This is a genomic window from Melissospora conviva (assembly GCF_049523535.1).
In the GTDB taxonomy this organism is placed as follows: domain Bacteria; phylum Actinomycetota; class Actinomycetes; order Mycobacteriales; family Micromonosporaceae; genus Melissospora; species Melissospora conviva.
This window is the reverse complement of the sequence record NZ_JBLLDT010000001.1, coordinates 746,559-772,915: the sequence shown is the minus strand read 5'-3', so window position 1 is coordinate 772,915 and position 26,357 is coordinate 746,559. Positions and strand designations below refer to the sequence as shown.

The following is a 26,357-nucleotide window of genomic DNA, read 5'->3' as shown; positions in this document are numbered from 1 at the left end:
TCGCCCTTCCCTGTGAGGCATCGACGGACATGCGCGTCCGCTGCCGCCGAGTCTCCCCCGGCCGAGGCGGTGCCGTCACCCCCGGTCGGTCAGCTCCTCCAGGGCGCCCTCGACTTCGCCGACCCGGCGCCGCGCGGCGATCACCGTCCGTTCGGCGCCCTTGCGGGCAAGTTTGTGCCGGCTCACCTCGTGCTCGGCGCCGACCCGCCGCCGTTCCAGGTCGGCCAGCTCCTGCTCGATCCGCGTCAGCGCGTCGACCGCCTGTTCCTCGGCCGCGACCGCCTCGGCGGCGTCGCGTTCGGCCCGCTCCTGTTCGGTACGGGCGTGGTCCAGCTCCCGGCGCAGGGCACTTCGGCGCTTCTCCTGCTCGGCCGCCGCGGCGCGGTCCGCCTGCGACGTCCGTTGAGTCCGCTCCCGCCGGCCCCGGTCCGCCCCGGAACCACCCCGGCCGCCCGTTCCAGCGCCCCGGTCCGCCCCCGAACCGCCCCTGCCGCCCCGCCCGGCACCCCGGCCCGTTTCCGAGCCGTCCTGGCCATCTGAGCGCTCCGGCTCGGCGGACTGGCCGGTCTGTTCCGCGGCCGGTTCGGCGTCGGCGTCGGTGACCAGCCGCAGCCGGGGCCGGGGCACCTCACCGAAGCCCGCGTACGTCACGGTCTTGGTCAGCCGGCCGAGACGTACCTGCTCGGCGATGGTGGTGTCGGAGAGCGCGGCCTGCAGGGTCGCCTCGACCTCGGCCGGCGGCGGCTTCGCGGCGGTCGACGGGTCCGCCTCCGCGGCCAGCTCGGCGATGGCGGCCACCAGCGCGCCGACCAGCGCCCGCCGCTGCGCGGAGAGTTCCCGCAACCGGGGCCCGCGCAGCTGCCGCTGGGCCGCCCGCAGCTCGTCGGAGAGCGCCACCAGATCGGCGACCAGCTCCGGGCGGCGGATCGCGAGCAGGTTCACCAGCCACGCCGCCACGGTCGGCTTGCGCAGTTTGGCGATCTCCCGGGCGGCGGCGGCGTCCCCGGCGGACCGGGCGGCGGCGACCGCCTCGTCGCGGGCGGCGACAAAACCGGCCGGCGGGGTGGCGTAGAGCCGCCGGACGACATCCCGGGAGACCGCCATCGCGTCTCAGCCGATCCGGGTGCCCGGCTCGACCCAGCTGTAGTCGGTGCCGCCGAGCCGGTCCAGGTGGGCGTTGGTGAACTGGAGACCGGCGGCGGTGAGCAGTCCGTCGTGGATGCCGATGGCGCGTTCCGGGGCGACCGCGCGGACGAAGTCGATCCCCTCCCAGACCTTCAGCCAAGGCGCGTGCACCGGCGCCAGCAGCGTGCCGACCGACACGCCCTCGGGGACGAAGAGCGCGTCACCGGGGTGGTACAGCTCGCCGCCGATCAGGTAGCCGACGTTGGTGATCTGCGGGATGTCCGGGTGGATGACGGCGTGCTCACCGCCGAACCCCTTGATGTCGAATCCGGCGGCGCGCCACTCGTCGCCGGGCGCGACCGCGGTGAACTCGATGTCGGTGCCGCTCAGCATGGGGCGCAGCGACTCCGGGCCGTAGACCGGCACCGGGCGGCCGCCGATCGCGGCGGTCAGCGCCTTGACGTCGATGTGGTCGGGGTGCTCGTGCGTGACCAGCACGGCGTCGGCGCCCGCCAGCGCCTCGGGGTCGGTGAAGATCCCCGGGTCGATGACGAGGACACCGCCGTCCTCCACCCGTACGCAGGCGTGGGCGTACTTCGTCAGCCGCATCGTTACTCCTCGTATCCCGAACCGTGACGTTCTCCGCGCAGTCTGCCGGAACCAGACCCGGTCCACCGCGCGTCTGACCGATCATTGCGCACGCAGATTACGAGGACGGGGAAACCGATGAGCCACGGGACGAGATTCCGCCGGCAGGCGCTCCTGCCGGCACTGGCCTTGACGACGTTGCTGGCGCTGCTGGCCGGGTGCGGCGCCGGGCCGCGCAGCTCCGACGACTCCACCGCCGCCCGCCCCGACAGCGCGGCGGAAGGCCAGAAGGCTCCCGATCCCGACCTCGGGGCGACCGACACCGGCGTGGCCGCCCGGTCGATCGTCTACACCGGCACGATGGGGGTCCGGGTCGACGATGTGGACGGTGCGGCGGCGCAGGCGGTCACGCTGGTCACCACGGCGGGTGGCTTCGTCGGTGCGGACCGGCGCAGCAGCGGCGCGGTGACCGATGAGGCGATGCTGGAGCTGCGGGTGCCGGCGGCGCGCTTCACCGCGCTGATCGACCAGCTCGCGGCCCTCGGCGACCAGCTCAATCGGGACGTGAAGACCGAGGACGTCACGGAGGAGACCGTCGACCTGGCGGCCCGCATCGAGACCCAGCGGGTCCGGGTGGCCAGCGGCCGCAAACTCCTGGCCGGCGTCACCGATCGCACGGAGTGGCTCGCCATGGAACGGGAGGTCGCCCAGCGTGAGTCCGACCTGGCGGCGCTGGAGGCGAAGCAGCGGCGGCTCGCCGACCTGGTGGCGCTCTCCACCATCACCGTCACCTTCTTCCGGGCCGCGCCGCCGACGGCACAGGAGACGGACCCGGGCTTCACCGATGCGCTGACCGGAAGCTTGGACGTTCTCGCCCAGAGCGGCCGCATCCTGCTGCTCGTCGTCGGGGCTCTGCTGCCCTGGCTGTTCGTCATCGCTCTGCCGGTGGCCGCGCTGCTGCTGATCCGGCGGCGGCGTCGCCGTCGTCCCGGTGGTGGCGGTTCGGGCCCGGCTGCGGGCGGGTCCGCCCCCACGCCGCCCCCCGCGCCGGCGCCGGTGCGGACCGGAGGCGCTACGCAGCCGTGAGCGAGCGCAGCGCCGTCTGCACCAGCAGGCGGACGCCCACCTCGATGGTGCGCTCGTCCACATCGAACGAGGCCCGGTGCAGGTCGACGTTGGGGCCGACCCGGCCCACGCCGAGCCGGGCGAGCGCACCGGGGACGTGCTCCAGATACCAGGAGAAGTCCTCGCCGCCCATGCTCTGCGGGGTCTCGGCGATGCCGTCCTGGCCCAGCGCCGCGGTGGTGGCGGTGGTCAGCACCTGGACGGCGCGGGAGTCGTTGCTCACCGGCGGCCGGCCGCGCTGGTAGTCCAGGTCCACGGTGGCGCCGGTGGGCGCGACGACGTCCCGGACCACCTGCGAGACGATCTTGGGCGCGATGTCCCAGGTGTCGCGGTCCATCACCCGCAGGGTGCCGGAGGCGACCGCCTCGCTGGGGATGACGTTGTAGCGGGTGCCGGCGGAGGCGTGGCCGAAGACGAGCAGCAGGCCGCTGTTGGCGGGCACCCGCCGGTTGACCAGTGCCGGCACCTCGGTGACGACCCGGCCGAGCGCGTCGACCAGGTCGACGGTGAGGTGCGGGCGGGCGGTGTGGCCGCCCGGTCCGGTCAGGCGCACCGTGACGTTGTCGGCGGCGGCGGTGATCGGGCCGACGCGCAGCCCGACCTTGCCGACCGGCAGGTTCGGATCGCAGTGCAGCGCGAAGATCTGGGTGACGTCGTCGAGCCCGCCGGCCTCGATGACCTCGAGCGCGCCGCAGGGCAGGATCTCCTCGGCGGGCTGGAAGATCAGCCGTACCCGGCCGGGCAGTTCGTCCTGCTCGGCGAGGCGGGCCAGCAGCTGCCCGACGCCGAGCAGGACGGTGGTGTGCACGTCGTGCCCGCAGGCGTGGCAGACGCCCTCCACCGTGGACCGGTACGGGACGTCCTTGACGTCGGCCAGCGGCAGCGCGTCGATGTCGGCCCGCAGCGCCACGACGGGGCCCTCAGCGCGGCCGTTGACGTCGCAGATCACGCCGTTGCCCTTCGGCAGCAGCCGGGGCTGGAGCCCGGCGCGGGTGAGCTCGGCGGCGATCAGGGCCGCGGTGGCGAACTCGTGCCCGGAGAGCTCCGGGTTGGCGTGCAGGTGCCGACGGGTCGCAATGAGGGCCGGCAGTCGCACCTGGAGCAGCTCTTCCAGCCCGTGCGGAAGATCCGGGGTCACCAGGGGCGCGTCCCGCCGGGACGCCGGCTGCCCGTCGGGGGGCGCGGTGAGCGCACTCGTCACGTCGACATCTCGATCAGTAGAGGTTGATGATCCTTCTGGCACAACAGCAGACAGCCTAGACCGACGGCGGTGACGCTGCGCAACATCATTGCGGTAGTAATCGGACCGCGCAGCGTCACGGATTCCGAGGTGGGCGCGCTCCCCAGCGGGCGGATTCGCACAGGCGTCGCCATCAGAAACGGACACTTGTACGCCACCCCCCACCGTGAGTAATCAGCGGCCGACCCGTCCGCCGCGCCTGCCCCCACCCCGTACAGCAATCCGGATTGTCGCATTTGCCGCCGGGCGGTCCGCCGCTGTGTCGCGAACTCATCCGTTCGGGCAACCAGACGATTTCTCACAGTGGCATGTCGGACCAGGGCCCGACCGCACACCATGTCCGTCATGACCATCGCGGCGCGATCAATGACGGGCACCGGTCCATCCCGGCCCGTTTCCCAGATCAGTTCTTACCCGAACGCCGACGCCGCACACCCCGGCGGCGGGGTGCGCGGCGTCGGCGCAGGCGATCAGCGGGCGGACCGGTTCTGCCGGTGGCCGCACCCGGAACCTCAGAAGCGGTCGCTGGGCCGGTAGACGCCCCACACCTCGCGCAGCGTCCCGCAGACCTCACCGATCGTCGCGCGAGCGCGCAGCGCCTCCTTCATCGGGTAGAGCACGTTCTCGTCGCCCTCCGCCGCCGCCCGCAGCTGCCCGAGCGCCCGGGTGACCGCATCGTTGTCCCGGCTACGCCGCAGCTCGGCCAGGCGCTCCGCCTGGGCCGCCTCGATCGTCGGGTCCACCCGCAGCGGCTCGTACGGCTCCTCGGTGTCGACGGTGAAGCGGTTGAGCCCGACCACCACCCGCTCGCCCGAGTCGATCTCCTGGGCGATCCGGTACGCCGAGGACTCGATCTCGCGCTTCTGGAAACCGGCCTCGATCGCCTCGACCGCCGAACCGTGCTCGGCGACCCGCTCCATCAGTGCGGTCGCCTCCGCCTCGATCTCGTCGGTCATCGCCTCCACCACGTAGGAGCCCGCGAACGGGTCCACGGTGGCCGTCAGGTCCGTCTCGTACGCCAGCACCTGCTGGGTGCGCAGCGCCAGGCGGGCGGCCTTCTCCGTCGGCAGCGCGATCGCCTCGTCGAAGCTGTTGGTGTGCAGGGACTGGGTTCCGCCGAGCACCGCGCCGAGCCCCTGCACCGCGACACGGATCAGGTTGACCTCCGGCTGCTGGGCCGTGAGCTGCACGCCTGCGGTCTGGGTGTGGAAGCGCAGCATCATCGACTTCGGATTCTTCGCCCCGAACTCGTCGCGCATCACCCGGGCCCAGATCCGGCGGGCCGCGCGGAACTTGGCGACCTCCTCCAGCAGCGTGGTGCGGGCGACGAAGAAGAACGACAGCCGCGGCGCGAAGTCGTCGACCTCGAGCCCGGCGGCGATGGCGGCGCGGACGTAGGCGATGCCGTTGGCGAGGGTGAAGGCGATCTCCTGTGTGGGCGAGGCGCCCGCCTCGGCCATGTGATAGCCGGAGATGGAGATCGTGTTCCACTTCGGCACCTCGCTACGGCAGTACGCGAAGGTGTCGGCGACCAGCCGCAGCGACGGCTTCGGCGGGAAGATGTACGTGCCCCGGGCGATGTACTCCTTGAGGATGTCGTTCTGGATGGTGCCCGACAGCGCCGAGCCCGGTACGCCGTTCTCCTCGGCGACGAGCTGGTAGAGCAGCAGCAGCACCGAGCCGGGGGCGTTGATCGTCATCGACGTGGAGACCTTGTCCAGCGGGATGTCGTTGAAGAGCACCCGCATGTCGTCGATCGAGTCGATGGCGACACCGACCTTGCCGACCTCGCCGTGAGCGATCGGTTCGTCGGAGTCGTACCCCATCTGGGTGGGCAGGTCGAAGGCCACGGAGAGGCCCATGGTGCCGGCGGCCAGCAGCTGGTGGTAGCGGGCGTTGGATTCCGTGGCGGTGCCGAAACCGGCGTACTGGCGCATCGTCCAGGGGCGTGAGGTGTACATCGTGGGATAGACGCCACGGGTGTACGGGTATTCACCGGGGCCGCCGAGGCGGGCGTCCAGATCGGCGGGAAGGTCCGCCGAGGTGTAGACGCTCTTGATCGGGAAACCGGATTCGCTTGTCCGCCGTTCGCTCATTACCGGATCGTAAGTTGCGCCCTTCCATCGACGGGTGAGGGATTCCGCACACTCGGTGGATTGCAGCTCACGTCAGGTAGCAATCCGCGCACGGTGAGTGGAGTTTTACCTACCGGGCCGCGTCGGGTTTCGCATCCGCTGTCGCAACAAGCAAGATAGGGGTGTTGTGTCCCAGCCCCCTCGAACTCCCCCGGTGGCTTTTCTGTGACTCAGATCCCGACCTGGAGCACTGGTCCCGTCACTCCCCCGAGCGGCCGCGCCGTGGCCGGCACCGTCATCGGTGGCCGGTATTCCCTGCGCTCGGCGGTAGGCAACGGCGGCATGGGCACCGTGTGGCGTGCGGCCGACACCCTGCTCCGACGTGACGTGGCGGTCAAAGAGGTCGTCCTCCCCCCAGGACTGGCCCCCAGCGACCGCGATGCGATGTACGAACGCACCCTGCGCGAGGCCCGGGCCGCCGCGGCCCTGCAGCATCCCGCGGTGGTGCAGGTCTACGACGTGGTGACCGAGGGCGGCCGCCCGTGGATCGTCATGGAGCTGCTCGAGGCCCGCAGCCTCGCGGAGATGGTGATCGAGGACGGTCCGCTCGCGCCGCGCGCGGTCGCCAAGATCGGCATCGCGCTGCTCGGTGCGCTCGAGGTCGCCCACGCCAACGGCGTGCTGCACCGCGACGTCAAGCCGGCCAACGTGCTGATCTGCACCGACGGCCGCTGCGTGCTCACCGACTTCGGTGTGGCCCGGATGCCGACCGACGTGCAGCTCACCACGCCCGGCATGGTCCTCGGCTCACCGCACTTCATCTCCCCCGAGCGGGCGATGGGGCAGAACTTCGGGCCGCCCAGCGACCTCTTCTCCCTCGGGGTGACGCTCTACACCGCCATCGAGGGGCGGCCGCCCTTCGACAAGGGCGACCCGATCGAGACGATGCACTCGGTCGTCGAGGACCCGCCGGCCACACCGGTGCGCAGCGGCCCGCTGCTGACGGTGCTGATGGGGCTGCTGGAGAAGGACCCCGCCCGCCGGATGGACGTGCCGACCGCCCGCGGCCTGCTCCGCGAGCTGCTCGCCGGGCCGCTGGCCAACAACGCCACGATCAACAACATGACCGACCCGTACGCGGTGGTCCGGGTCGCGCAGCCGCCGGCGCCCCCGCCCCCGCCGCCGGCTCCGGCCGCGGCGCCCGGGCAGATCGGCGGGCGGGCCATGCTCGCCCCCGGCGAGTCCCTGACCGACCGGCTCGCCAAGCTGCGGGCGGGTGAACGCCCCGCGCCGACCACGTCCTCGGCGCCGCTGGACCAGACCAGCCCGAACGCCCTCGGCGGACTGGACACCCCGACGGGCGCGATGAGCCCACCGGCGGGCGGGCATGAGCAGACCCAGGTCATCGGTGGCTACCAGCCCGCCGCGGGCCAGCGGCCGGGCCAGCAGTACGGCACGCCCGCCGGCGGGCAGTACGGCACCCCCGCCCAGCCCGGCCAGACCTACGGCAGCCCCGCCGGCGGGCAGTACGGCAGCCCGGCAGGTCAGCAGTACGGCAACTCCGCCGGCCAGCAGTACGGCGCTCCCGCCCAGTCGTACGGCACGCCGGAGCAGCAGTGGGGTGCTCCCGGGCAGCAGTGGGTGACTCCCCCCGGCCGGCCCGACGCCGACCGGGCCGGCGGCCTGGCCGGCGTGGTGGCGGCGGTCAAGCAGTTGCCGGCCAAGACCCGCTACGCGCTCGCCGGCGGACTGGTGGTCCTGCTGCTGATCGTCGGCGTGCTCGTGATCCCCGGCGGTGACGACCAGGTCCCGACGCCGCAGGCGGGCACCGAGACCACCGCGCCGCCGCAGCCGGCCATCCCGATGCAGGAGCACCGCGCCAAGGGCGTCACCGTGCTGGTGCCCGAGGGCTGGGAGCGCAGCAGCGGCGGGGGCTACTTCGTCGACTTCTTCGACCCCGACGACGACGGCCGCAAGGTCCGCATCATCAGCGAGCCCTTCGCCGGCACCAGCGCGCTGCGCTGGGCGGAGATCGCCGAGAGCTACCTCAAGAAGAACAAGACCTGCCCGGCGCCGTACAAGCGGGTGGAGATGACCGACGAGGTGGAGCTGGCGGGCCGGCCGGGCGCGCAGTTCGAGTACACCTGCGGCTCCGGCGACACCATGCGCCACGGCATCTGGCGTGCGGTGATCTTCGACGGCAAGGCGTACTCGTTCTACCTCACCTCCACCGACGCCCGCTTCGAGGAGAGCCGTCCGATCTTCGACGAGATGACGACGACCTTCAAGCTGAACGCCGCGAGCTGACCTTCGGCCCCGCGGGCCACTGCACGAACCGCTCCGACGCCCTCGGCGGCCACAGTCGCCGAGGGCGCTCGCGTTGCGGGTTCAGGACCCGTGCTATCAAAGGGGCATGGCGGCGAAATCTCTCGAAACTGACACCCTGCGCGAACTCGCCGAAAGGTGGATCGCCGACGACCCCGATCCGGTCAGCCGGGCCGAACTGCAGGCCGTACTCGACCGGCTTCCGGCCGGCGCCGACGACCTGGCGGACCGGTTCGCCGGTCCACTGACCTTCGGTACCGCCGGGCTGCGCGGTCCGCTGCGCGCCGGCCCCAACGGCATGAACCTCGCGGTGGTCACCCAGGCCGCGGCCGGCCTGGTCCGCTGGCTGGCCGACGGCGGCGCCACCGGCCCGCTGGTGATCGGCTACGACGCGCGGCACGGCTCGCACGCCTTCGCCGAGCAGACCGCCCGGGTCGCGACCGGCGCGGGCCGACCCGCGCTGCTGCTGCCCGGCCCGCTGCCCACCCCGGTGCTCGCGTACGCGGTGCGGCGGCTGGACGCGGCGGCCGGCGTGATGGTCACCGCCAGCCACAACCCGCCCCAGGACAACGGCTACAAGGTCTATCTGGGCGCCGAACTCGGTGGCGAACTCGGCGCCGGTGCGCAGATCGTGCCGCCGGCCGACGCCGGGATCTCGGCGGCGATCGCCGCCGTCGGCCCGCTGCGTGACGTGCCGCTCGGCCCGCCCGGCGAGGTGCTCGGCACCGACCTGGTCAGCGCGTACGTCGCCGACGCCGCTGCGGTCCTGCCCGCCGGCGGCCCACGGGACCTCTCGGTGGCGTACACGCCGATGCACGGCGTCGGCGCGGCGGTGCTCGGTGCGGCCTTCGCGGCGGCCGGCTTCGAGATGCCGGGTGTGGTGCCGGAGCAGGCCCAGCCGGACCCGGACTTCCCCACCGTCGCCTTCCCCAACCCGGAGGAACCCGGCGCGATCGATCTGCTCGCCGGTCTCGCCGCCCGCACCGGGGCCGACATCGCGATCGCCAACGACCCGGACGCCGACCGCTGCGCCGTCGCGGTGCCCGAGCCGGACGGGACCTGGCGCATGCTCCGCGGCGACGAGGTGGGCACGCTCCTGGCCGACCACCTGATGCGCCGCGGGGTGGCCGGGCTCTACGCCACCACCATCGTCTCGTCGTCGATGCTGCGCGCCATGTGTGAGGCCCGGGGAGTGCCGTACGACGAGACCCTCACCGGCTTCAAGTGGATCGTGCGCGGTGGCGGCGGACGCGAGCCGCTGGTCTTCGGCTACGAGGAGGCGCTCGGCTACTGCGTCGCCCCGGAGCACGTCCGGGACAAGGACGGCATCACCGCCGCGCTGACCGTCGCCGAACTGGCGGCCGAACTGAAGGCCCAGGGCCGTACGCTGCGCGACCGGCTCGACGAGCTGGCGACCGAGTTCGGGCTGCACGTCACCGACCAGTACTCGGTGCGTGTCGACGACCTGTCCGAGATCACCGCGGCGATGGCCCGGATCCGCGCCGCCGTCCCGGTCACCCTCGTCGGCGCGCCGGTGACCGAGGTACGTGACCTGCTCCCCACCGCCGACGTGGTGATCCTGCACAGCGGGGCGGCCCGGGTCGTCATCCGCCCCTCCGGCACCGAGCCGAAGCTCAAGGCGTACCTGGAGGTGGTGGAGCCGGTGACCGACGGCGACGTCGCCGCGGCCCGGCTGCGGGCCGGCGAGGCGGTTGCCGCCCTGCGGACGGAGATCGCCGCAGCGCTGGGAATGTGAGCGCCCCCGACGCCGGGGGCACGTTCCTCCCCGGCGTCGGGGCAGCACCCCGGAAGGTGACTGCGCCCTCGTCCCGGTGGCCGGGCTACCCGGTCGCCGGGACGACGTTCGGCAGGATCGCCAGGCCGAGCGCCGCGACCGTGCGGGCCGGCTGTGGCCGCACCACGTCGCCGGGGAGCCCGCCCAGCAGGCCGGGCGACTCGGCGATCGCGGTGAGCCGTTCACCGGCTGCGGCGGCGGACGCACCGCTCAACGGCAGTGGCGGTGCCATGCCGACGGCGGCGACCAGCGTCGCCAGCACGGCGGTCTGCTCGTCGGGCAGTTCGGCGCCGGCCAGCGCGGCGGCGAGCCGGTTGCGCACGTCCGGGTGCGCGTTCTCCACCCGGACGGGGACGAAGCCGAGACCCGCCGACTGCTCGTCTCCGACGGGGCCGGGTTCCTCCCGGATCACCCCGCGCACGATCAGCTCGGCCAGGAACCGGTCGCGCAGCCGGGTCCGCAGCCGCTGCAGCCACGACTCGGGGCTGTGCGCGGTATCGGCCCGGAGCCGGTCCAGCACCGCGTCGGGCACGGGCGCACCGGTCGCTGACGGGTCGACGACCTGTAGCGCGCCGTCGGCGTACGCGATCCGGTCGGCCAGGGCCAGCTCGGCGAGGACCGCGGCGGCGAGACCGAGGTCGAGCCCGTCGCGGGAGACGGTCGGCCGTCCCGAGTCGTCGTGGGCCAGCAGGAGCAGCTCCTCGGCGAGCGCGGCACCAGTCATAGCCGGCGCTTAGCCGCTGCACCGCGAGTTACGCCCGCCGCGGCGGGCGAAGTTGCGCGACCGCGCCGAAGGGCGGGTGCGCACCCGCGGCGAACGCGACCGCGCCGAACGCCTGGTGAGAGGCGTTCGGCCGCGGACGCTCAGAAGCGGGGCATGCCGCCGAACTGGCGGTCCCCGGCGTCGCCGAGGCCGGGAACGATGAACATGTCGTCGTTGAGGCGCTCGTCGATCGAGGCGGTGACCAGCCGCAGCGGCAGCCCGCTGCGCTCCAGCCGTTCGATGCCGACCGGCGCGGCGAGCACGCAGACCACGGTGATCTCGGTGGCACCCCGGTCGGCGATGGTCCGGCAGCAGTGCTCCAGCGAACCGCCGGTGGCGAGCATCGGGTCGAGCACCAGCACCGGCAGGCCGGTCAGGTCGCGGGGCAGCGACTCCATGTACGCCCGCGGCTCGTAGGAGTCCTCGTCGCGGGCGAGGCCGACGAAGCCCATCGAGGACTCGGGGAGCAGCCCGAGCGCGGAGTCGGCCATGCCGAGACCGGCGCGCAGCACCGGCACCAGCAGCGGCGGGTTGGCCAGCCGGGTGCCCTCGGTCTCGGTGACGGGCGTCCGCATGGGGAAGTGCTCCACCGGGAAGGGACGTGCGGCCTCGTACACCAGCATCGTGGTGAGTTCGTGCAGCGCCGCCCGGAAGTTCGCGGAATCGGTCCCTTCGTCCCGCATGACGGTGAGTCGGGATTGGGCAAGCGGGTGATCAACAACGAGTACGTCCACGATTGTGAACCTACGTCCGTGAGCAAGATCACGTAGCGTCGGGGGTGCGTAGACTACAAATCATGACGGCGACAACGACGTCGGACCGGTCGGACCTGTCCGAACTGGGACGATCTGAGGCGAGCTTGCGGGCCTTCCTCCACGGCCTGCCCGGCGTGGACCAGGTTGGCGCCGAGCAACGCGCCGCGATGCTCGGCACCCGCTCCATCAAGACCACCGCCAAGGCGTGGGCGATCGACCTCGCGATCCGCATGGTCGACCTCACCACGCTGGAGGGCGCGGACACCCCCGGCAAGGTCCGGGCACTCGCCGCCAAGGCGCTGCGCCCCGACCCCGCCGACCCGGGCTGCCCGAGCGTGGCGGCCGTCTGCGTCTATCCGGCGATGGTCGAGCACGTGGCCGAGGTGCTGCGCGGCTCCGACGTGCACCTGGCGAGCGTGGCCACCGCCTTCCCCTCGGGGCAGGCGCCGCTGGCCGTGCGGCTCGCCGACACCGAGGCGGCCGTCGCCGCCGGCGCCGACGAGATCGACATGGTGATCAACCGGGGCGCCTTCCTGGCCGGCCGCTACGGCGAGGTCCACGACGAGATCGTGGCCGTGAAGGCCGCCTGCGGTGACGCGCATCTCAAGGTGATCCTGGAGACCGGCGAGCTCGGCACGTACGACAACGTCCGCCGCGCCTCCTGGCTGGCCATGATCGCCGGCGGCGACTTCATCAAGACCTCCACCGGCAAGGTGCCGGTCGCGGCGACCCCGCCGGTGACGCTGGTGATGCTGGAGGCGGTCCGCGACTTCCGCGCGCTGACCGGGCGCCAGATCGGCGTCAAGCCCGCCGGTGGCATCCGCAACACCAAGGAAGCCATCAAGTACCTGGTCATGGTCAACGAGACCGCCGGCGCCGACTGGCTGGACCCGGACTGGTTCCGCTTCGGCGCCTCCAGCCTCCTGAACGACCTGCTGATGCAGCGCACCAAGCTGCGCACCGGCAGCTACCCCGGCCCCGACTACTTCACCCTGGACTGAGCTGATGTTCGAGTACGCACCCGCTCCCGAGTCCCGCTCGGTGGTGGAGATCAGAGCCTCGTACGGCCTCTTCATCGACGGACGGTTCGTCGACGCCGCTGACGGCGCCGCCTTCAAGTCGGTCAACCCGGCCACCGAGGAGGTGCTCGCCTCCGTCGCCGAGGCCGGCGCCGCCGACGTCGATGCCGCGGTCGCCGCCGCCCGTACGGCGTACGAGCGGGTCTGGGGTCCGATGCCGGGCCGGGACCGGGCCAAGTACCTGTTCCGCATCGCGCGGCTGATCCAGGAGCGCGGCCGGGAACTGGCGGTGCTGGAGACGCTGGACAACGGCAAGCCGATCCGCGAGGCACGCGACACCGACATCCCGCTGGCCGCCGCGCACTTCTTCTACTACGCGGGCTGGGCCGACAAGCTCACCCACGCCGGCTTCGGCGCCGACCCCCGGCCGCTCGGCGTGGCCGCCCAGGTCATCCCCTGGAACTTCCCGCTGCTGATGCTGGCGTGGAAGATCGCCCCGGCGCTGGCCGCCGGCAACACGGTCGTGCTCAAGCCCGCCGAGACCACCCCGCTGACCGCGCTGCTCTTCGCCGAGATCTGCGCCCAAGCGGACCTGCCCGCCGGCGTGGTGAACATCGTCACCGGCGCCGGGGAGACCGGCCGCGCTCTGGTGGAGCACCCGGGGGTCGACAAGGTCGCCTTCACCGGCTCGACCGAGGTCGGCCGGGCCATCGCCCGCTCGGTGGCCGGCACCCGCAAGAAGCTCACCCTGGAGCTGGGCGGCAAGGCCGCGAACATCGTCTACGACGACGCCCCGATCGACCAGGCCGTCGAGGGGATCGTCAACGGCATCTTCTTCAACCAGGGGCACGTCTGCTGCGCGGGCTCCCGGCTGCTGGTGCAGGAGTCGGTCGCCGAGCCGGTGCTGGCGGCGCTCAAGCGCCGGATGGCGCAGCTGCGCGTCGGCGACCCGCTGGACAAGAACACCGACGTCGGTGCGATCAACTCGGCGGCGCAGCTGGAGCGCATCCGCGAGCTGAGCGACGCCGGCGACGCCGAGGGCGCGCAGCGCTGGTCGCCCGAGTGCGAACTGCCCGAACGCGGCTTCTGGTTCGCCCCGACGATCTTCACCGGGGTCACCCAGGCGCACCGCATCGCGCGGGAGGAGATCTTCGGGCCGGTGCTGTCGGTGCTGACCTTCCGCACCCCCGCCGAGGCGATCGAGAAGGCGAACAACACGCCGTACGGGCTCTCGGCCGGGGTCTGGAGCGAGAAGGGCTCCCGGATCCTCTGGACCGCCGACCGGCTGCGCGCCGGGGTGGTCTGGGCAAACACGTTCAACAAGTTCGACCCCACCTCGCCCTTCGGCGGCTACAAGGAGTCGGGCTACGGTCGCGAGGGCGGCCGGCACGGACTGGAGGCGTACCTCGATGTCTGAGCGGGTGGCGGTACGCAAGACGTACAAGCTCTTCATTGGCGGGAAGTTCCCGCGCAGCGAGTCAGGGCGGTCGTATCCGGTGGAGTCCGGCAGTGGCGAGACGGTGAACGTGGCGCTGGCGTCCCGCAAGGACGTCCGCGACGCCGTGGTGACGGCCCGCGCGGCGGTCAAGGGCTGGTCGGGGGCGACCGCGTACAACCGCGGGCAGATCCTCTACCGGGTGGCGGAGATGCTGGAGGGGCGGCGTGAGCAGTTCACCGCCCTCGGCGTGCCCGCCGACGAGGTGGACGCCGCGATCGACCGCTGGGTCTGGTACGCGGGCTGGTCCGACAAGATCGCCCAGGTGTACGGCGGCGCCAACCCGGTCGCCGGGCCGTACTTCAACCTCTCTGCTCCGGAACCGACGGGCGTGGTGGGCGTGGTGGCCCCGTCCGAGCCGGCCCTGCTCGGCCTGGTCAGCGTGATCGCCCCGGCGATCGTCACCGGCAACACCGTGGTGGTGCTCGCCTCGCCGGCGCAGCCGCTGCCCGCGGTGACGCTGACCGAGGTGCTCGCCACCTCGGATCTGCCCGGCGGGGTGGTGAACCTGCTCACCGGCCGGATCACCGAGACGGCACCGACGCTGGCCGCGCACGCCGACGTCAACGCGATCGACCTGACCGGCGTCACCGACCCGGAGCTGGCGACGGCGCTGGAGGTGGCCGCCGCGGAGAACCTCAAGCGGGTGCTGCGCCCGCCGCTGACCGCCCCGGACTGGTTCGCCGACCCGGGGTTGGAGCCGATGACGGCGCTGCTGGAGACGAAGACGGTCTGGCACCCCAAGGGCATGTGAGCCCCGCGCCGGTGATCATCGACGTGGCGCGACGGCTGCTACTACAACCGGTAGGCTACCGGCGTGACGCGACTGGGTGATCTTGAACGTGCGGTGATGGACGTCCTCTGGAACGCCGATCCGGGCCCGGGCGGCGGCAGAACCGTCCGGGAGGTCGCCGACGCACTCGACGGCCGGGAGCTGGCCTACACCACCGTGATGACGGTGCTGGACCGGCTCGCCGGCAAGGGGATGGTGCAGCGGGAGCGCTCCGGCCGGGCCTGGAGCTACCGCCCCGCGGCCAGCCGGGAGGCCCACATCGCCCAGCTGATGCTCGAAGCGCTGGACCTCGGCGGCAGCCGTGACGCAGCGCTGGTGCGCTTCGCCCGCTCGGTGACCGGCACCGAGGCCGAGGTGCTCCGCGCGGCGCTGGCCGACTCCGCGGCGCCCGCCGAACGCACGGCGCCGGCCAACTCCATGGCGGACCGGCAGGACTGAGCCGATGGCCTACGCGGTGCACTTCGGCGCGACGATGCTCGCGTGCTACCTCGCCGCGCAGGTGCTGATCCGGTCCGACTGGACCTGGCACAGCCCCCGGGTGGCGATCCTCTGCTGGCAGGCGGTCGGTCTGGCGATGGGACTCTGCGCCATCGGACTCCCTCTGGCCCTGGGCGTGGCCCCGTACGCCCGGCCGGTCGCCGCGTCCCTGGTGGCGCTCGGCCGTGATCTCGCCACCCGCACGCTGCCGGCCGGAATCGGCGGCGCGCAGCTGCTGGCGGTCGCCCTCGGCGTCGTCATCACCGGCGCGCTCTGCGCCTCGACCCTGCGCAGCCTCCTGCTGGCCGTACGGGCCCAGCGCCGCCACCGGGACCTGCTGACCCTGGTCGCCCGCGCCGATCCGGCCGCCCCCGGCGCGCTGGTCCTGGACCACCCGAGCGCGGCGGCGTACTGCCTGCCGGGCGTCCGCCCCCAGGTGGTGGTCAGCGCCGGCACGCTCGACCTCCTCGACAGCGCCGAACTCGCCGCCGTGCTCAGCCACGAGCGGGCGCACGCCCAGGAGCGGCACGACCTGGTGATCCTGCCCTTCACCGCGCTGCGGCACGCGCTGCCCTGGATCGGCTGGATCCGGCGCGCCAACGACCGGGTGGCGCTGCTGGTCGAGATGCGCGCCGACGACAAGGCCCGCGACCAGCACACCGACGTGCAGCTGGCCCGGGCGCTGCGCCGCTTCGCCGCCGCCGGCCACGTCACCCCCGCCGGCACCCTCGGCGCCGCCGACCAGGACATCGAGATGCGGGTACACCGGCTGCTCACCCGGCGGCGGTCGTCGCCGGTGCTGGGCCCGGCCGCGCTGACCGTGGCCGCCTGCCTGGTGGCGATGCCGGTCTCGCTCTTCCTCGCCTGAGCCGGCACTCGTCTCCCGGCCGGCAGCGCGAGGAGCACATCGACGCCGAAGCCCCGCACCGGCCTGGCGGAGTCACCGCCGCAGGCCGGACTACGCTTTTATCTCATGAGCTGGTGGCTGTCGCGGGCACACATCAACGGCCGGGCACCGGTGGTCCGGTGAACCGTCGCCCCTTCGATCCACGTCTGCTCCGCCACGTCCCCGCCGTCCGAGGGCCGCTCGCGCTGCTCGTCGGACTCGGTGTGGTCACCGCGCTGCTCATCCTCGCCCAGGCGACCGCCCTGGCGACGCTGCTCGCCGCCGCCAACACCCACCGGTTCGACAGTGCGGCGCTGGCCGGCTTCGTGGTCGCCGTCGGCGCGCGCGCCGTGGTCAGCTGGGCCCAGGGCGTCGTGGCCGCCCGGATCGCCGCCACCGTCAAGGCGACCCTGCGTACCGACCTGCTGACCGCTGTCAGCAGGCGCGGCCCCGGCTGGCTCGCCGGGCAGCGGGCCGGGCAGATCGCCACCCTCGGGGGCCGCGGACTCGACGCCCTCGACGCGTACTTCACCGGCTACCTGCCGCAGCTCATCCTCAGCGTCACGGTGCCCGCGGCGGTCCTCGCCCGGGTGCTCTTCGCCGACTGGAGCTCGGCGCTGATCATCGCGCTGACCCTGCCGCTGATGCCGATCTTCGGCGCGCTCGTCGGGTGGCAGGCCCAGACCGCCACCGAACGGCAGTGGCGCCGCCTCTCCCGCCTCGGCGGGCACTTCCTGGACATGGTCGCGGGCCTGCCGACACTGCGCGCCTTCGGCCGCGACAAGGGCCAGGTCACCGTCGTGCAGCGGATGGCCGACGGACACCGCTCGGCGACCATGAAGACGCTGCGCATCGCCTTCCTCTCCGCGCTGGTGCTGGAGCTGGTCGCCACCCTCTCGGTGGCGCTGGTCGCCGTCCCGATCGGGGTCCGGCTGCTCAGCGGCGGCCTGCTGCTGCAGACCGCCCTGCTGGTGCTCTTCCTCACCCCGGAGGCGTACCTTCCCCTGCGCGCCGCCGGCAGCCAGTTCCACGCCAGCATGGAGGGGCTGACCGCGATGGACGAGGCGCTGACCATCCGCGGTGACGAGCCGGTACGCCGCGAGCAGGCCCCCACCGCGGCCACCCCGCCGCCCGCCGGGCCGGGCGTGATCCGCTTCGAGTCCGTCACCGTCGCCTACGAACGCACCACCGCGCTGCGCGACGTCAACCTCACCCTGCACCCCGGCGAGCGCATCGCGATCATCGGACCGAGCGGCGCCGGCAAGACCACCCTGCTCGGGCTCCTGCTGGGCTTCGTCACCCCGACCAGCGGCCGGATCACCGTCGACGGCGTCGACCTGGCCGAGCTCGACATCGACGGGTGGCGGCGGCAGCTCGGCTGGGTGCCGCAGCGGGCCCACCTCTTCGCCGGCAGCGTCGCCGACAACATCACCCTCGGCCGCCCCGACGCCCCGCCCGCCCAGATCGACGCCGCGATCCGCGCCGCCGCGCTCGACGAGGTGATCGCCGGCCTCCCCGACGGCCTCGCCACCCAGCTCGGCGAGCGGGGCTACGGCCTCTCCAGCGGGCAGCGCCAGCGTGTCGCGCTCGCCCGGGCCTTCCTGCGCGACGCCCGCATCGTGCTGCTCGACGAACCCACCGCCCGCCTCGACGCCGCCAGCGAGGCCGCCGTGCTCGACGCCACCCGCAAGCTCGTCGCCGGACGTACGGCGCTGCTGGTCGCCCACCGGCCCGCCCTGCTCGACGAGGCCGACCGGATCCTGCGCATCGAGGACGGCCGGGTCACCGAACTGACGGCCGCTGACAGCGAGGTGACGGCATGAGCGACGACCGGCGCACCCGGCACCACGGCCCCGGCCGGCTGGCCCCGGAGCGGCAGGTGCTGCGCCTGGCCCGGCCGTACCTGAAGCGGCTCACCGGCGCGGCGCTGCTCGCCGCCGCCACCGACTTCGCGGCGCTGGCCCTGATGGCCACCTCCACCTGGCTGCTGATCAGCGCGGCCGGCCGGCCCCCGCTGGACGCCCTCACCGTCGCCATCGTCTCGGTCCGCGGCCTGGCGATCAGCCGGGGCGTGCTGCGCTACACCGAGCGGCTCGCCGGGCACGATGCCGTGCTGCGCTACATCACCGACGTACGGACCCGGATCTTCGCGGGTCTGGTCGGCCGGCGCGCCGACGTCTCGCACCGCTCCGGCGACGCGCTGAGCCGACTCGTCTCCGACGTCGAGGACGTACAGAACCTGCTGCTGCGGGTTGTCGTGCCGGCCGCCGGCGCGGCGCTTGTCAGCATCACCGCCGTCGGCTGCGCGCTGCTGGTCTCCCCCGCCGCCGCGCTGGTGCTCGCCGCCGGGCTGCTCCTCGCCGGGGTGGTCCTGCCGCTGATCGCCATGCGTCTCACCCGGCACACCGCCGACCGGGTGGCACCGCTGCGGGCCGCGCTCACCGTCGACTCCATCGACCTGACCCACGGCGCCGCCGACCTGGCCGCGTTCGGCGCCACCGACGCCGCGCTGCGTGCCGCGGACGGCCGCGCCCAGGCCCTGGCCCGGATCGAACGCCGCCTCGCCGCAGCCGGCTTCGCCGTCGACGGCGCCGGGGTGCTGCTCGCCGGCGGCACCGCCGCCGCCGTGGTCGTGGTCGCCCTCAACTCCGGCGTCTCCGGCGTCTGGATCGGTGTGCTCGGCGTCGCGACGCTCTCCGCGGTGGAAATCGCCCTGGTCCTCGTCGGCGCGGCCCGGCACTGGGTCCAGGTCCGCGGCGGCGTCGCGCGCGTCGCCGAGCTTGTCGCCGACGTCCCCGCACCGGAGCCCGGCGGCCCGCTCCCCGGCGGGCGCTCCGCCCCGGCACCGGCCCTGGGGCGCTGCACGATCGAGGACGTCACGGTCCGCTACCGCGCCGGCGCCGCCCCCGCTCTCGACCGGGTGAGCGTGGATCTCACCGCCGGGCGGCGGGTCGCGGTGGTAGGACCCAGCGGGGCCGGCAAGAGCACCCTGCTGGCGGTGCTGACCGGCGCCGTGCACCCGGACTCCGGCCGGGTCAGCATCGACGGCGTCGACCTTGATCACCTCCCCTCGCAGGAGCGCTCCCGTCTCGTCACCGGGCTGCTGGCCGAGGCCCATGTCTTCCACGCCACCGTCCGGGAGAACCTGCTGCTCGGCCGGGCCGGCGCCGGCGACGACGAACTCGCCGCCGCGACCGCTGCCGCCGGCCTGCTCGACTGGGTCCGGGACCAGCCCGACGGCTGGTCGACCGTCGTCGGGGAAGAGGGCGCACAGCTCTCCGGCGGCCAGCGGCAGCGCCTCGCCCTGGCCCGGGCGCTGCTCGCCGCGCCACCGGTGCTGCTCCTCGACGAACCGACCGAAGGACTCGACCCCGCCGCGGCCGATGCGGTGCTCGCCTCGGCGCTGGCGGCGACGCCGGCGGAGCACACGGTGCTGCTCGTCACCCACCGGCTGCGCGGCCTGGACGAGTTCGACGAAATCGTGGTGCTCGATGCCGGCCGGGTCCTGCAGCGCGGCCGGCACGCGGAGCTCGCGCAGGCACCCGGTTGGTACCGGGAGCAGTGGCTGCTCCAGGAGGCGGCCGAGCGCGGCTACCTGGCGCTGGGCCGCTAGGCGGAAGGCCTGCGCCGACGCCCTGCCGCGCCGCCGGTACGGGGTGCGGGCACCGGCCGTCGCGAGTCGCCCACTAGGGTATGTGCGCAGAGTCACTCGCCGATCGAGACCCTCCGGCGGGTGCGCAACCTTGAACGCACACGGAGGTCAACGTGGCCCGCCAGTCGTCTTCCCGACCCGACGAGCCCGGCAACGAGCCCGAGGAGACCAGCGGCTCGGACGACCCCGGGCAGGACGTCGACCGTTCGCTCTGGGAAGAGCTGCGGATCGACCCCGTCGAGATCGCCCTGCCCGCCGGCGCCGGCTACACGCTGCGCGCGTACCGGTCGACGGCCGAGGTCACCGGCACCGACACCACCGAGCGCGACGAGGACGACCCCTTCGTCGCCCGCAGCCGCCCGGCCACCGACGAGGACGACACCGACAGCGACGTCGTGATCCTCGACGAGGAGGTCGCCGCGCAGTTCGCCGACGACGACGAGGCCACCACCGGCAAGGACGGCGAGCAGGACGAGGCGGAGGAGGACGAGGCCGCCGACGAGGAGGTGCCGGTCTTCCTCACCCACCGCGGCAAGCTGCTGCTCTTCAAGAGCCCCGAAGGGCTGGTTTCCTTCGTCCGCTCCGGCGCTGCCAACGACATGGCGCAGCTGGACACCTGGGACGAGCTGGTGGAGCGGCTGGAGCCCGAGGCGATCGCCCCGCTGCCCGAGGACTCCTACGAACTGGACCTGGTCGTGGAGAACCTGCGCGGCGGGCACGACGCCTGGGACCCGCCGCTGCTGATCACCTCCGGCGAGGTCGCCCGCGACCTGGCGTACGCGCTGCGGCTGCCCAGCGTGCTCGACATGCTCTCCCCCGGCTCGTCGCTGGACGACCTGGACGAAGCGCTGCGCGCCTCCGCCAAGGGCGGCCTCGGCGGCATGCTCGGCCGGCGGCGGACGAAAAAGATCGGAGCGCAGACCGCCAGCCTGGGGTGGCGCACCATTGTCGGCAAGATCTCTGCTGTCGTGGACTGGCGCGACTGATCTCGGCAGGGGACCATCAGTCGTTGGCACATCACCGATTCCGGGAGGAGGACGACGCCGTGGCGCTTGTGCGCGTGTACTGCGGTCTTGCCTCAGCTGACTCGGCCGTCCGGCCGGCGTCAGCCGGCCCGACGCTGACCTCCGCTGTGGTCGACGACTCGGGCCGGCTGCTCCATGTCGGCGAGATCGGCGACGACCCGGAAGGCTACGCCCGGCTGGTCACCGTCCTCGTTGAACGCTCCGGCGGCCCCAGCGGCGCCGCGATCGCGACGGACAGCGACGACCACCTGGTCACGTCGCTGCTGGGCACCTCCGGGCGCCCGATCGCCCTTGCCGACGACGACAGCGTCGACGAGTTCGCCGAGGAGTTCGCCGACGACGAGTCCGTCGAGGAGATCCAGGCCGGACCGGCGCAGCGACGCGCGGTCGGGCTGGCCCGCGCGCTCCAGGCCGGCGCGCTCTCCGCCGTCACCCTGCCCACCCCCCGCGACCTGATGGGCTACAAGCCGGTCCTCGCCGCGCACGCGGCCCTCGCCGGCGGCCGGCACGCCGCGGCCGGTGTGCTGCGCGAGGTGCTGCGCGAGCTCTACCCGGCCGCGCTGCGGGCGTACGCCGATCCGGCCGCACCGGTCGCGCTGGCCGTGCTGGACGCGCTGCCCGAACCGGGCATGCTCGCCGCCGGCAACGGCACCGGCCGCAGCATCCCCCTGGCTGTCGACGCCGTCGCGGCGCATCTGGCCGGCGACGGTGTCGCCCCGGCCGAGGTGGTCGGCGAGGCGGTGACGGCGCTGCGGATCGCGGTCGCCGAGACCCCCCGCCGCGCGGGTGTCAACCGCAGCCTCACCTCGGCGGTGGCCGAGACGATCCGCCAGGCGGTCGCCGCGGTACGCGCCTGTGACGCCGGCTGCGACGCGCTCGTCGCCACCCTCTCGGCGCGGATGACCGCGCCACTGAGTCCTTCCGCGCCGCTGAGCACGTCCGGGCCGCTGAGCCCTTCCGCGGCGCTGAGCACGTCCGCGCCGCTGGATCCGTCCGCGCCGAGTGCCCAGCGTGCGGGCCTCGGCACCGCTGCCCTGCCGTCCCGCCCGCGGGACGAGTCCGCTCCGCAGCCGTCGGCTCGTCCGGAACCGGCCCGAACCGTCGGCCGACGCAGCCGTCCCGAGCCGGTCTCCGCGGCGCTGCCCGGCACCACGGCGCCAATGAGCGCGCCGCCGGCCCCGACTCCGGTCAGCGGGCCGCCGCAGGTGCCGGGCCCTCGCAGTGCGCCGCCGGATCTGTTGCCGTCCCGTTTCGACGGCACACCGCCGCCGGCCTTCTCGCCCGCCGAGCGCAGTCGCGGCGAGAACCGCCCGGTCTCCGCGCCGACGCCGATGATTCCGACCCAGCGCGGCAAGGTGCCACCCGCCGAGGCCGGCGAGCCGTTCCGTCCCACCCTGACCACCGCCGCGCTGCAGAGCGCCCGGGCCGAACGGCAACGGGCCGCCGCTACCCGCAGCGCCGCCCCCGTCGACACGGAGCCGACGACCGGCGGGTTCAGCATCACCGACCACGAACTGCAGGTCCCGCCGAGCCGGCGGCCGGAGCCCACCGAGGCCCCGGCCGCGCCGCCCGGCTCCCGCGCCAACTGGCCGTTGGTCACCCCGGAGGACGACGACGAAGCGGCGGCCCCTCCGCCCGTGCAACCCCGGGCCCCCGAGCCGCCGGCCGGCCGCGAGGCCCCCGTCGAGCGGGTCACCCCGCCGTGGCTCGCCGACGACCTGCCGCCGGAGCCTCCCGTGCTGCGGCTGGTGGAGGCGCCCGGCGAACGGAGCCGGCGGGCGCCGGAGCCGGACGCCCCGCTGCGCCTGGTCGACCGGCAGGACGCCCCCCGCGAACACGGCCCGGAACGCCTGGACGCCCCACGTCCCGAGCGCGACCTCGGCCGGCTCGAGCGCCTCGACCTGACCCGGCCCGAACGCGATCCCGCACGGGCCGAACGGCTCGACACGCCCCGTCCGGAACGACGCGACACCGAGCGTGCCGACACCCGACGGCCGGAGCGGCGCGATCCCGACCGCATTGAACGCCGGGACACCATCCGCACGGAAGGCCTCGACGCTCCGCGCCCGGAACGCGGCGACGCCCCCCGGCTGGAGCGCCGCGAGGCCCCTCGACTGGAGCGCCGCGAGGCACCCCGACTGGAGCGCCGCGAGGCACCCCGGCCCGAACACCACGACGTCAACCGCCGGGAACGGCTCGACGCACACCGGCCGGAACGCCTCGACGAGCACGCCGAACGCGGTCCCGCACCGATGGGCGGCGAGGAGGACGGCGACCTGCTGATCTTCGCGGCGGCACGGTCGGCGTGGTTCACCGGGCAGCCGGAGGAAGAGGACGCCGAATGGTCGTCCACTGCCGACACCGGCTGGCGTGCGGCGGAACAGGCCGCCCGCCCCGCCATCGGTGACTCGACCAGGGCCGGGCTCCCCAAGCGGGTGCCCCAGGCCAACCTGGTGCCGGGTTCCCCGCTGCGCGAGGAGCGTCCACTGCGGATCGTCCGTAACCCGCAGCGGCTGGCGGAGAGCACCACCGGCTACTTCCAGGGCTGGCGGCGCGGGCAGGAGATCGGCGGTTTCGCCGTCGGCGGCCGGCCCGGCCGGGAGGCGGCCGGCGGTTGGGACTTCACCCGCGACGGCGACGAACGCGACGACGAACGCGAGTACGAGTACCGCTCGGCCGGCTACCGCTCCTGAACCGCCGACGCACTGCCGGAAACCGCACCTGAGCTGGGTGTTCCTGCCCACACCCTGTCGAGTTGACGGCGTGACTCGCGGGCCGGGAGCATACCCGCGGGACTGCCGGCGCCTGGCCGGCGCAGCGGGAAGGCGGCGCGGATGGGGGCTGGGACGATCGTTTCGGAGGGCTGCACCCGCCGGGGTCTGCTCACGGCGACAGGCGGCGCGCTGCTACTGGCCGGCTGCGGACGCGACGACACGAGCGGCCCCGAGGAGGCCGGCGGCGACCCGGTGCTCCTCGTCGGCGCGGTCCTCGAACTGAGCGGCCCGCGGGCGCACCTCGGAATCCAGCAGGAACGCGCGCTGCGCATCGCCGCCGAGTCGCTCAACGTCAGCGGCATCCAGGTCGGCAACCTGCGGCGTACGGTGCGGCTGGTGGTCCGCGACAACGGCGGCGACCCGAAGACCTCGGCGGCGCAGGCCCGTGAACTCATCGAGGAGCAGAACGTCTCGGCGCTGGTCGGCGGCGTCATCGCCGAGAACTCCATGGCGATCATCGGGGTGGCGCAGGAACTCCAGGTGCCCTTCATCTCGCTCGCCGCCGGCGACGACCTGGTCCTCCCGCTGTCCCGGCGCACCTACATCTACAAGCTCACCCCGGAGGCCCGCGACGTGGCCCGCCGTCTGGCCCAGCTCATCCGGTCGCAGAAGCACCAACGGGTCGCGGTCCTGGCTGCGGCCGGGCTGCACGGCGATTCGGGCGTACGGGCGCTGGAGAACGCCCTGGGCAACGCCGGACGGACACTGGTGCAGGTGGTCCGGCTGCCGAGGTCCGGCTATTCGTACGGCGAGCCCGCCGGGCGGATCGCCGCCACCGGCGCCGATGCGGTCGTGGTCTGGAGCACCGCCCCGGAGTCCGGTGCGGCGGCCGTGGCCCTGCGCCGGGCCGGCTACCCGGGCCCGCTCTTCTTCGACGCCGGGGCAGTCGCCGCCGACACCATCTCCGGGACGGCCGCGGCCGCCGTGGAGGGCGCGTACGTGGTGCACCCGGGTTCGCTGGTGACCTCCACCCTCACCGGCACCAGCGTTGCGGCGCTGGCGCGGCGGGACTTCGTCAGCCGGTACCGGCAGCGCTACGGCAACTACAGCCCCTTCGCGCCGTACGCCTTCGACGCGCTGAGCCTGATCGCCGACGCGGCCCGGCGCGCGATCAGCGTCGACAGGGGACGGCTGCGCGCCTACCTGCAGTCGCAGGTGACCGAGGGGATCGCGGGCGGCTACTCGTTCACCCCGATCCACCATGGCGGGATGGACCGGGACTCGCTCGGCGTCTTCTCGGTCAGCCGCGGCGACTGGGTCCGCGTCTCCTGAGCCCCGGTGGCCTCGTTCAGGCCGCCGTCTCTCCTGACGCCCCGGCGGCCTCGTTCAGGCCGCCGTCTCTCCTGACGCCCCGGCGAGACCTCGTTCAGGTCAGCGCCGGGACGCGCACGCGCCGCCGGGGATCAGGCGGGCGTGACGGCGCGCGAGCGCCGCATGGAGAGGACGTACTCCACCAGCGAGATCAGCACGTGCTTGGTCGACTCCCGGTTCCGGGCGTCGCAGGCGACCACCGGCACGTCACTGGAGATCGCCAACGCGTCCCGGACGTCCTGGGGATCGTGGTACTGCATCCCGTCGAAGCAGTTGATCGCCACCAGGTACGGCAGCTGCCGGTGCTCGAAGAAGTCGATCGCGGCGAAGCAGTCCGCCAGCCGTCTCGTGTCGACGAGCACGACAGCCCCGATCGCGCCCCGGACCAGCTCGTCCCACATGAACCAGAAGCGCGTCTGGCCCGGTGTGCCGAACAGGTACAGGATCAGATCCCGGTCGATCGAGATACGACCGAAGTCCATCGCGACCGTGGTCGTCGTCTTGCCCGGCACCTGCCGGGTGTCGTCGACGCCCACGCCGGCGGAGGTCATGATCGCCTCGGTGGTCAGCGGCGTGATCTCCGAGACCGAGCCCACCAACGTCGTCTTGCCGACGCCAAATCCACCGGCGATGACAATCTTCGCCGATGTCACGCGCCCGGCCGGCGGGCGGTGAGACATGTCAGAGCCTGCGAAGTCCACTCAGCACCCTCTCCAGCAGTTCAGTACCCACCGCGTCGTCAGACTCTTCCAGAATGGTCGGCTCGTGCACCGCGACAAGGCCTTCGGCGGCCATGTCGGCGATGAGGACCCGGGCCACCCCGAGCGGCAGTTGCATTCGCGCGGCGATTTCGGCGAGCGACTGCAAACGTCCGTCACACAGTGCGGCGATGTATTGATGCTCCCGGCCGGAACCGCCATTGCCGTTTCCGGCGGTCCGGCCGCGCACCGTGGTCTCTACGAGCGCCTCCAGCGCGATGTCGAGCCGGGGACGCGTACGGCCTCGGGTCACGGCGTAGGGACGGACCAGTGCGCCGGTGGGCTCGTCATGATCACCCACTTCGCCGTTCACCTCCTTCGTACACGTAACCGGCCCCGCTGGGGGCACCCGTTGTCTTCATTGTTCTCCGCGCCG

The 26,357-nt window shown here is 73.5% G+C and carries 21 protein-coding genes; 13 read left to right on the top strand and 8 right to left on the bottom strand.

Translation table 11 applies throughout. The features are described 5' to 3' along the window. Window positions 1-75: 75 nt before the first annotated feature. Window positions 76-1,104 (bottom strand): hypothetical protein, encoded by a 1,029-nt coding sequence (locus tag ACK8GG_RS03860; protein ID WP_440354064.1) that lies wholly within the window; start codon window positions 1,102-1,104, stop codon window positions 76-78. Window positions 1,105-1,110: 6 nt separating this feature from the next. Further along, entirely contained in the window at window positions 1,111-1,734 is a 624-nt protein-coding gene (locus tag ACK8GG_RS03855) for an MBL fold metallo-hydrolase (RefSeq protein WP_440348207.1), read from the bottom strand. Between the two features lie 117 nt (window positions 1,735-1,851). Here ACK8GG_RS03855 and ACK8GG_RS03850 point away from each other — a divergent pair, with 117 nt between their 5' ends. After that, window positions 1,852-2,799 (top strand): DUF4349 domain-containing protein, encoded by a 948-nt coding sequence (locus tag ACK8GG_RS03850; RefSeq protein WP_440348208.1) that lies wholly within the window; start codon window positions 1,852-1,854, stop codon window positions 2,797-2,799. On the opposite strand, the gene ACK8GG_RS03845 is transcribed toward ACK8GG_RS03850, so the two are convergent. Continuing rightward, window positions 2,786-4,039: an amidohydrolase gene (locus ACK8GG_RS03845; RefSeq protein WP_440355539.1), complete on the bottom strand. Its 1,254-nt coding sequence runs from the start codon at window positions 4,037-4,039 to the stop codon at window positions 2,786-2,788. The two genes, ACK8GG_RS03850 and ACK8GG_RS03845, sit on opposite strands and share 14 nt — an antisense overlap. 551 nt (window positions 4,040-4,590) lie before the next feature. Further along, the gene (locus tag ACK8GG_RS03840) at window positions 4,591-6,174 is read right to left on the bottom strand and encodes an acyl-CoA mutase large subunit family protein (protein WP_440348210.1); all 1,584 of its coding nucleotides are present in this window, start codon (window positions 6,172-6,174) and stop codon (window positions 4,591-4,593) included. Window positions 6,175-6,378: 204 nt separating this feature from the next. Between ACK8GG_RS03840 and ACK8GG_RS03835 the strand changes: the two genes are divergently transcribed. Further along, window positions 6,379-8,460 carry a serine/threonine-protein kinase gene (locus tag ACK8GG_RS03835; RefSeq protein ID WP_440348211.1) on the top strand — a complete coding sequence of 694 codons (2,082 nt, stop codon included), beginning with the start codon at window positions 6,379-6,381 and terminating at the stop codon, window positions 8,458-8,460. A 106-nt stretch (window positions 8,461-8,566) separates the two neighbouring features. After that, window positions 8,567-10,234: a phospho-sugar mutase gene (locus tag ACK8GG_RS03830; RefSeq protein ID WP_440348212.1), complete on the top strand. Its 1,668-nt coding sequence runs from the start codon at window positions 8,567-8,569 to the stop codon at window positions 10,232-10,234. An 85-nt stretch (window positions 10,235-10,319) separates the two neighbouring features. On the opposite strand, the gene ACK8GG_RS03825 is transcribed toward ACK8GG_RS03830, so the two are convergent. Together ACK8GG_RS03825 and upp are read right to left on the bottom strand one after the other, a co-directional pair. Continuing rightward, window positions 10,320-10,997 (bottom strand): GOLPH3/VPS74 family protein, encoded by a 678-nt coding sequence (locus ACK8GG_RS03825; protein WP_440354065.1) that lies wholly within the window; start codon window positions 10,995-10,997, stop codon window positions 10,320-10,322. Window positions 10,998-11,137: 140 nt separating this feature from the next. After that, window positions 11,138-11,770: a uracil phosphoribosyltransferase gene (upp, locus tag ACK8GG_RS03820; protein ID WP_440348214.1), complete on the bottom strand. Its 633-nt coding sequence runs from the start codon at window positions 11,768-11,770 to the stop codon at window positions 11,138-11,140. A gap of 62 nt (window positions 11,771-11,832) precedes the next feature. Between upp and deoC the strand changes: the two genes are divergently transcribed. From deoC to ACK8GG_RS03770, 10 genes are all read left to right on the top strand, one after another. Further along, complete coding sequence (deoC, locus tag ACK8GG_RS03815) at window positions 11,833-12,792, top strand: deoxyribose-phosphate aldolase (RefSeq protein ID WP_440348215.1); 960 nt, start codon at window positions 11,833-11,835, stop codon at window positions 12,790-12,792. A gap of 4 nt (window positions 12,793-12,796) precedes the next feature. Next, window positions 12,797-14,227, top strand: a complete 1,431-nt coding sequence (locus ACK8GG_RS03810) for an aldehyde dehydrogenase family protein (RefSeq protein WP_440354066.1) — start codon at window positions 12,797-12,799, stop codon at window positions 14,225-14,227. Continuing rightward, complete coding sequence (locus ACK8GG_RS03805; RefSeq protein WP_440354067.1) at window positions 14,220-15,059, top strand: aldehyde dehydrogenase family protein; 840 nt, start codon at window positions 14,220-14,222, stop codon at window positions 15,057-15,059. The genes ACK8GG_RS03810 and ACK8GG_RS03805 overlap by 8 nt, the downstream gene beginning before the upstream one ends. Before the next feature lie 63 nt (window positions 15,060-15,122). Then, window positions 15,123-15,536, top strand: a complete 414-nt coding sequence (locus ACK8GG_RS03800) for a BlaI/MecI/CopY family transcriptional regulator (protein WP_440355538.1) — start codon at window positions 15,123-15,125, stop codon at window positions 15,534-15,536. A gap of 4 nt (window positions 15,537-15,540) precedes the next feature. Beyond that, window positions 15,541-16,443 carry a M56 family metallopeptidase gene (locus ACK8GG_RS03795; RefSeq protein WP_440354069.1) on the top strand — a complete coding sequence of 301 codons (903 nt, stop codon included), beginning with the start codon at window positions 15,541-15,543 and terminating at the stop codon, window positions 16,441-16,443. 158 nt (window positions 16,444-16,601) lie between these two features. Next, complete coding sequence (gene cydD, locus ACK8GG_RS03790; RefSeq protein WP_440348220.1) at window positions 16,602-18,284, top strand: thiol reductant ABC exporter subunit CydD; 1,683 nt, start codon at window positions 16,602-16,604, stop codon at window positions 18,282-18,284. Then, window positions 18,281-20,074 carry a thiol reductant ABC exporter subunit CydC gene (gene cydC / locus ACK8GG_RS03785; RefSeq protein WP_440348221.1) on the top strand — a complete coding sequence of 598 codons (1,794 nt, stop codon included), beginning with the start codon at window positions 18,281-18,283 and terminating at the stop codon, window positions 20,072-20,074. The genes cydD and cydC overlap by 4 nt, the downstream gene beginning before the upstream one ends. A gap of 152 nt (window positions 20,075-20,226) precedes the next feature. Further along, window positions 20,227-21,099, top strand: a complete 873-nt coding sequence (locus tag ACK8GG_RS03780) for a SatS C-terminal domain-containing protein (protein WP_440348222.1) — start codon at window positions 20,227-20,229, stop codon at window positions 21,097-21,099. Between the two features lie 23 nt (window positions 21,100-21,122). Beyond that, window positions 21,123-23,831 (top strand): transposase, encoded by a 2,709-nt coding sequence (locus ACK8GG_RS03775; protein WP_440355537.1) that lies wholly within the window; start codon window positions 21,123-21,125, stop codon window positions 23,829-23,831. A 141-nt stretch (window positions 23,832-23,972) separates the two neighbouring features. Then, window positions 23,973-25,184, top strand: a complete 1,212-nt coding sequence (locus ACK8GG_RS03770; protein ID WP_440348224.1) for an ABC transporter substrate-binding protein — start codon at window positions 23,973-23,975, stop codon at window positions 25,182-25,184. 131 nt (window positions 25,185-25,315) lie between these two features. Here the strand turns inward: ACK8GG_RS03770 and ACK8GG_RS03765 are convergent, their stop codons facing one another. Continuing rightward, window positions 25,316-25,903, bottom strand: coding sequence for a GTP-binding protein (locus tag ACK8GG_RS03765; protein WP_440348225.1), 588 nt, complete (start codon window positions 25,901-25,903; stop codon window positions 25,316-25,318). Window position 25,904: 1 nt separating this feature from the next. Next, the gene (locus tag ACK8GG_RS03760; protein WP_440349193.1) at window positions 25,905-26,282 is read right to left on the bottom strand and encodes a DUF742 domain-containing protein; all 378 of its coding nucleotides are present in this window, start codon (window positions 26,280-26,282) and stop codon (window positions 25,905-25,907) included. Between the last annotated feature and the right edge of the window lie 75 nt (window positions 26,283-26,357).

Coding starts and splice junctions, on each gene's coding strand:
- ACK8GG_RS03850 (WP_440348208.1), top strand. CDS start 1,852: ATGAGCCACGGGACGAGATTCCGCCGGCAGGCGCTCCTGCCGGCACTG.
- deoC (WP_440348215.1), top strand. CDS start 11,833: ATGACGGCGACAACGACGTCGGACCGGTCGGACCTGTCCGAACTGGGA.
- ACK8GG_RS03840 (WP_440348210.1), bottom strand. CDS start 6,174: ATGAGCGAACGGCGGACAAGCGAATCCGGTTTCCCGATCAAGAGCGTC.
- cydC (WP_440348221.1), top strand. CDS start 18,281: ATGAGCGACGACCGGCGCACCCGGCACCACGGCCCCGGCCGGCTGGCC.
- ACK8GG_RS03810 (WP_440354066.1), top strand. CDS start 12,797: ATGTTCGAGTACGCACCCGCTCCCGAGTCCCGCTCGGTGGTGGAGATC.
- ACK8GG_RS03805 (WP_440354067.1), top strand. CDS start 14,220: ATGTCTGAGCGGGTGGCGGTACGCAAGACGTACAAGCTCTTCATTGGC.
- ACK8GG_RS03765 (WP_440348225.1), bottom strand. CDS start 25,903: ATGTCTCACCGCCCGCCGGCCGGGCGCGTGACATCGGCGAAGATTGTC.
- ACK8GG_RS03770 (WP_440348224.1), top strand. CDS start 23,973: ATGGGGGCTGGGACGATCGTTTCGGAGGGCTGCACCCGCCGGGGTCTG.
- ACK8GG_RS03825 (WP_440354065.1), bottom strand. CDS start 10,997: ATGACTGGTGCCGCGCTCGCCGAGGAGCTGCTCCTGCTGGCCCACGAC.
- ACK8GG_RS03795 (WP_440354069.1), top strand. CDS start 15,541: ATGGCCTACGCGGTGCACTTCGGCGCGACGATGCTCGCGTGCTACCTC.
- ACK8GG_RS03855 (WP_440348207.1), bottom strand. CDS start 1,734: ATGCGGCTGACGAAGTACGCCCACGCCTGCGTACGGGTGGAGGACGGC.
- ACK8GG_RS03860 (WP_440354064.1), bottom strand. CDS start 1,104: ATGGCGGTCTCCCGGGATGTCGTCCGGCGGCTCTACGCCACCCCGCCG.
- ACK8GG_RS03830 (WP_440348212.1), top strand. CDS start 8,567: ATGGCGGCGAAATCTCTCGAAACTGACACCCTGCGCGAACTCGCCGAA.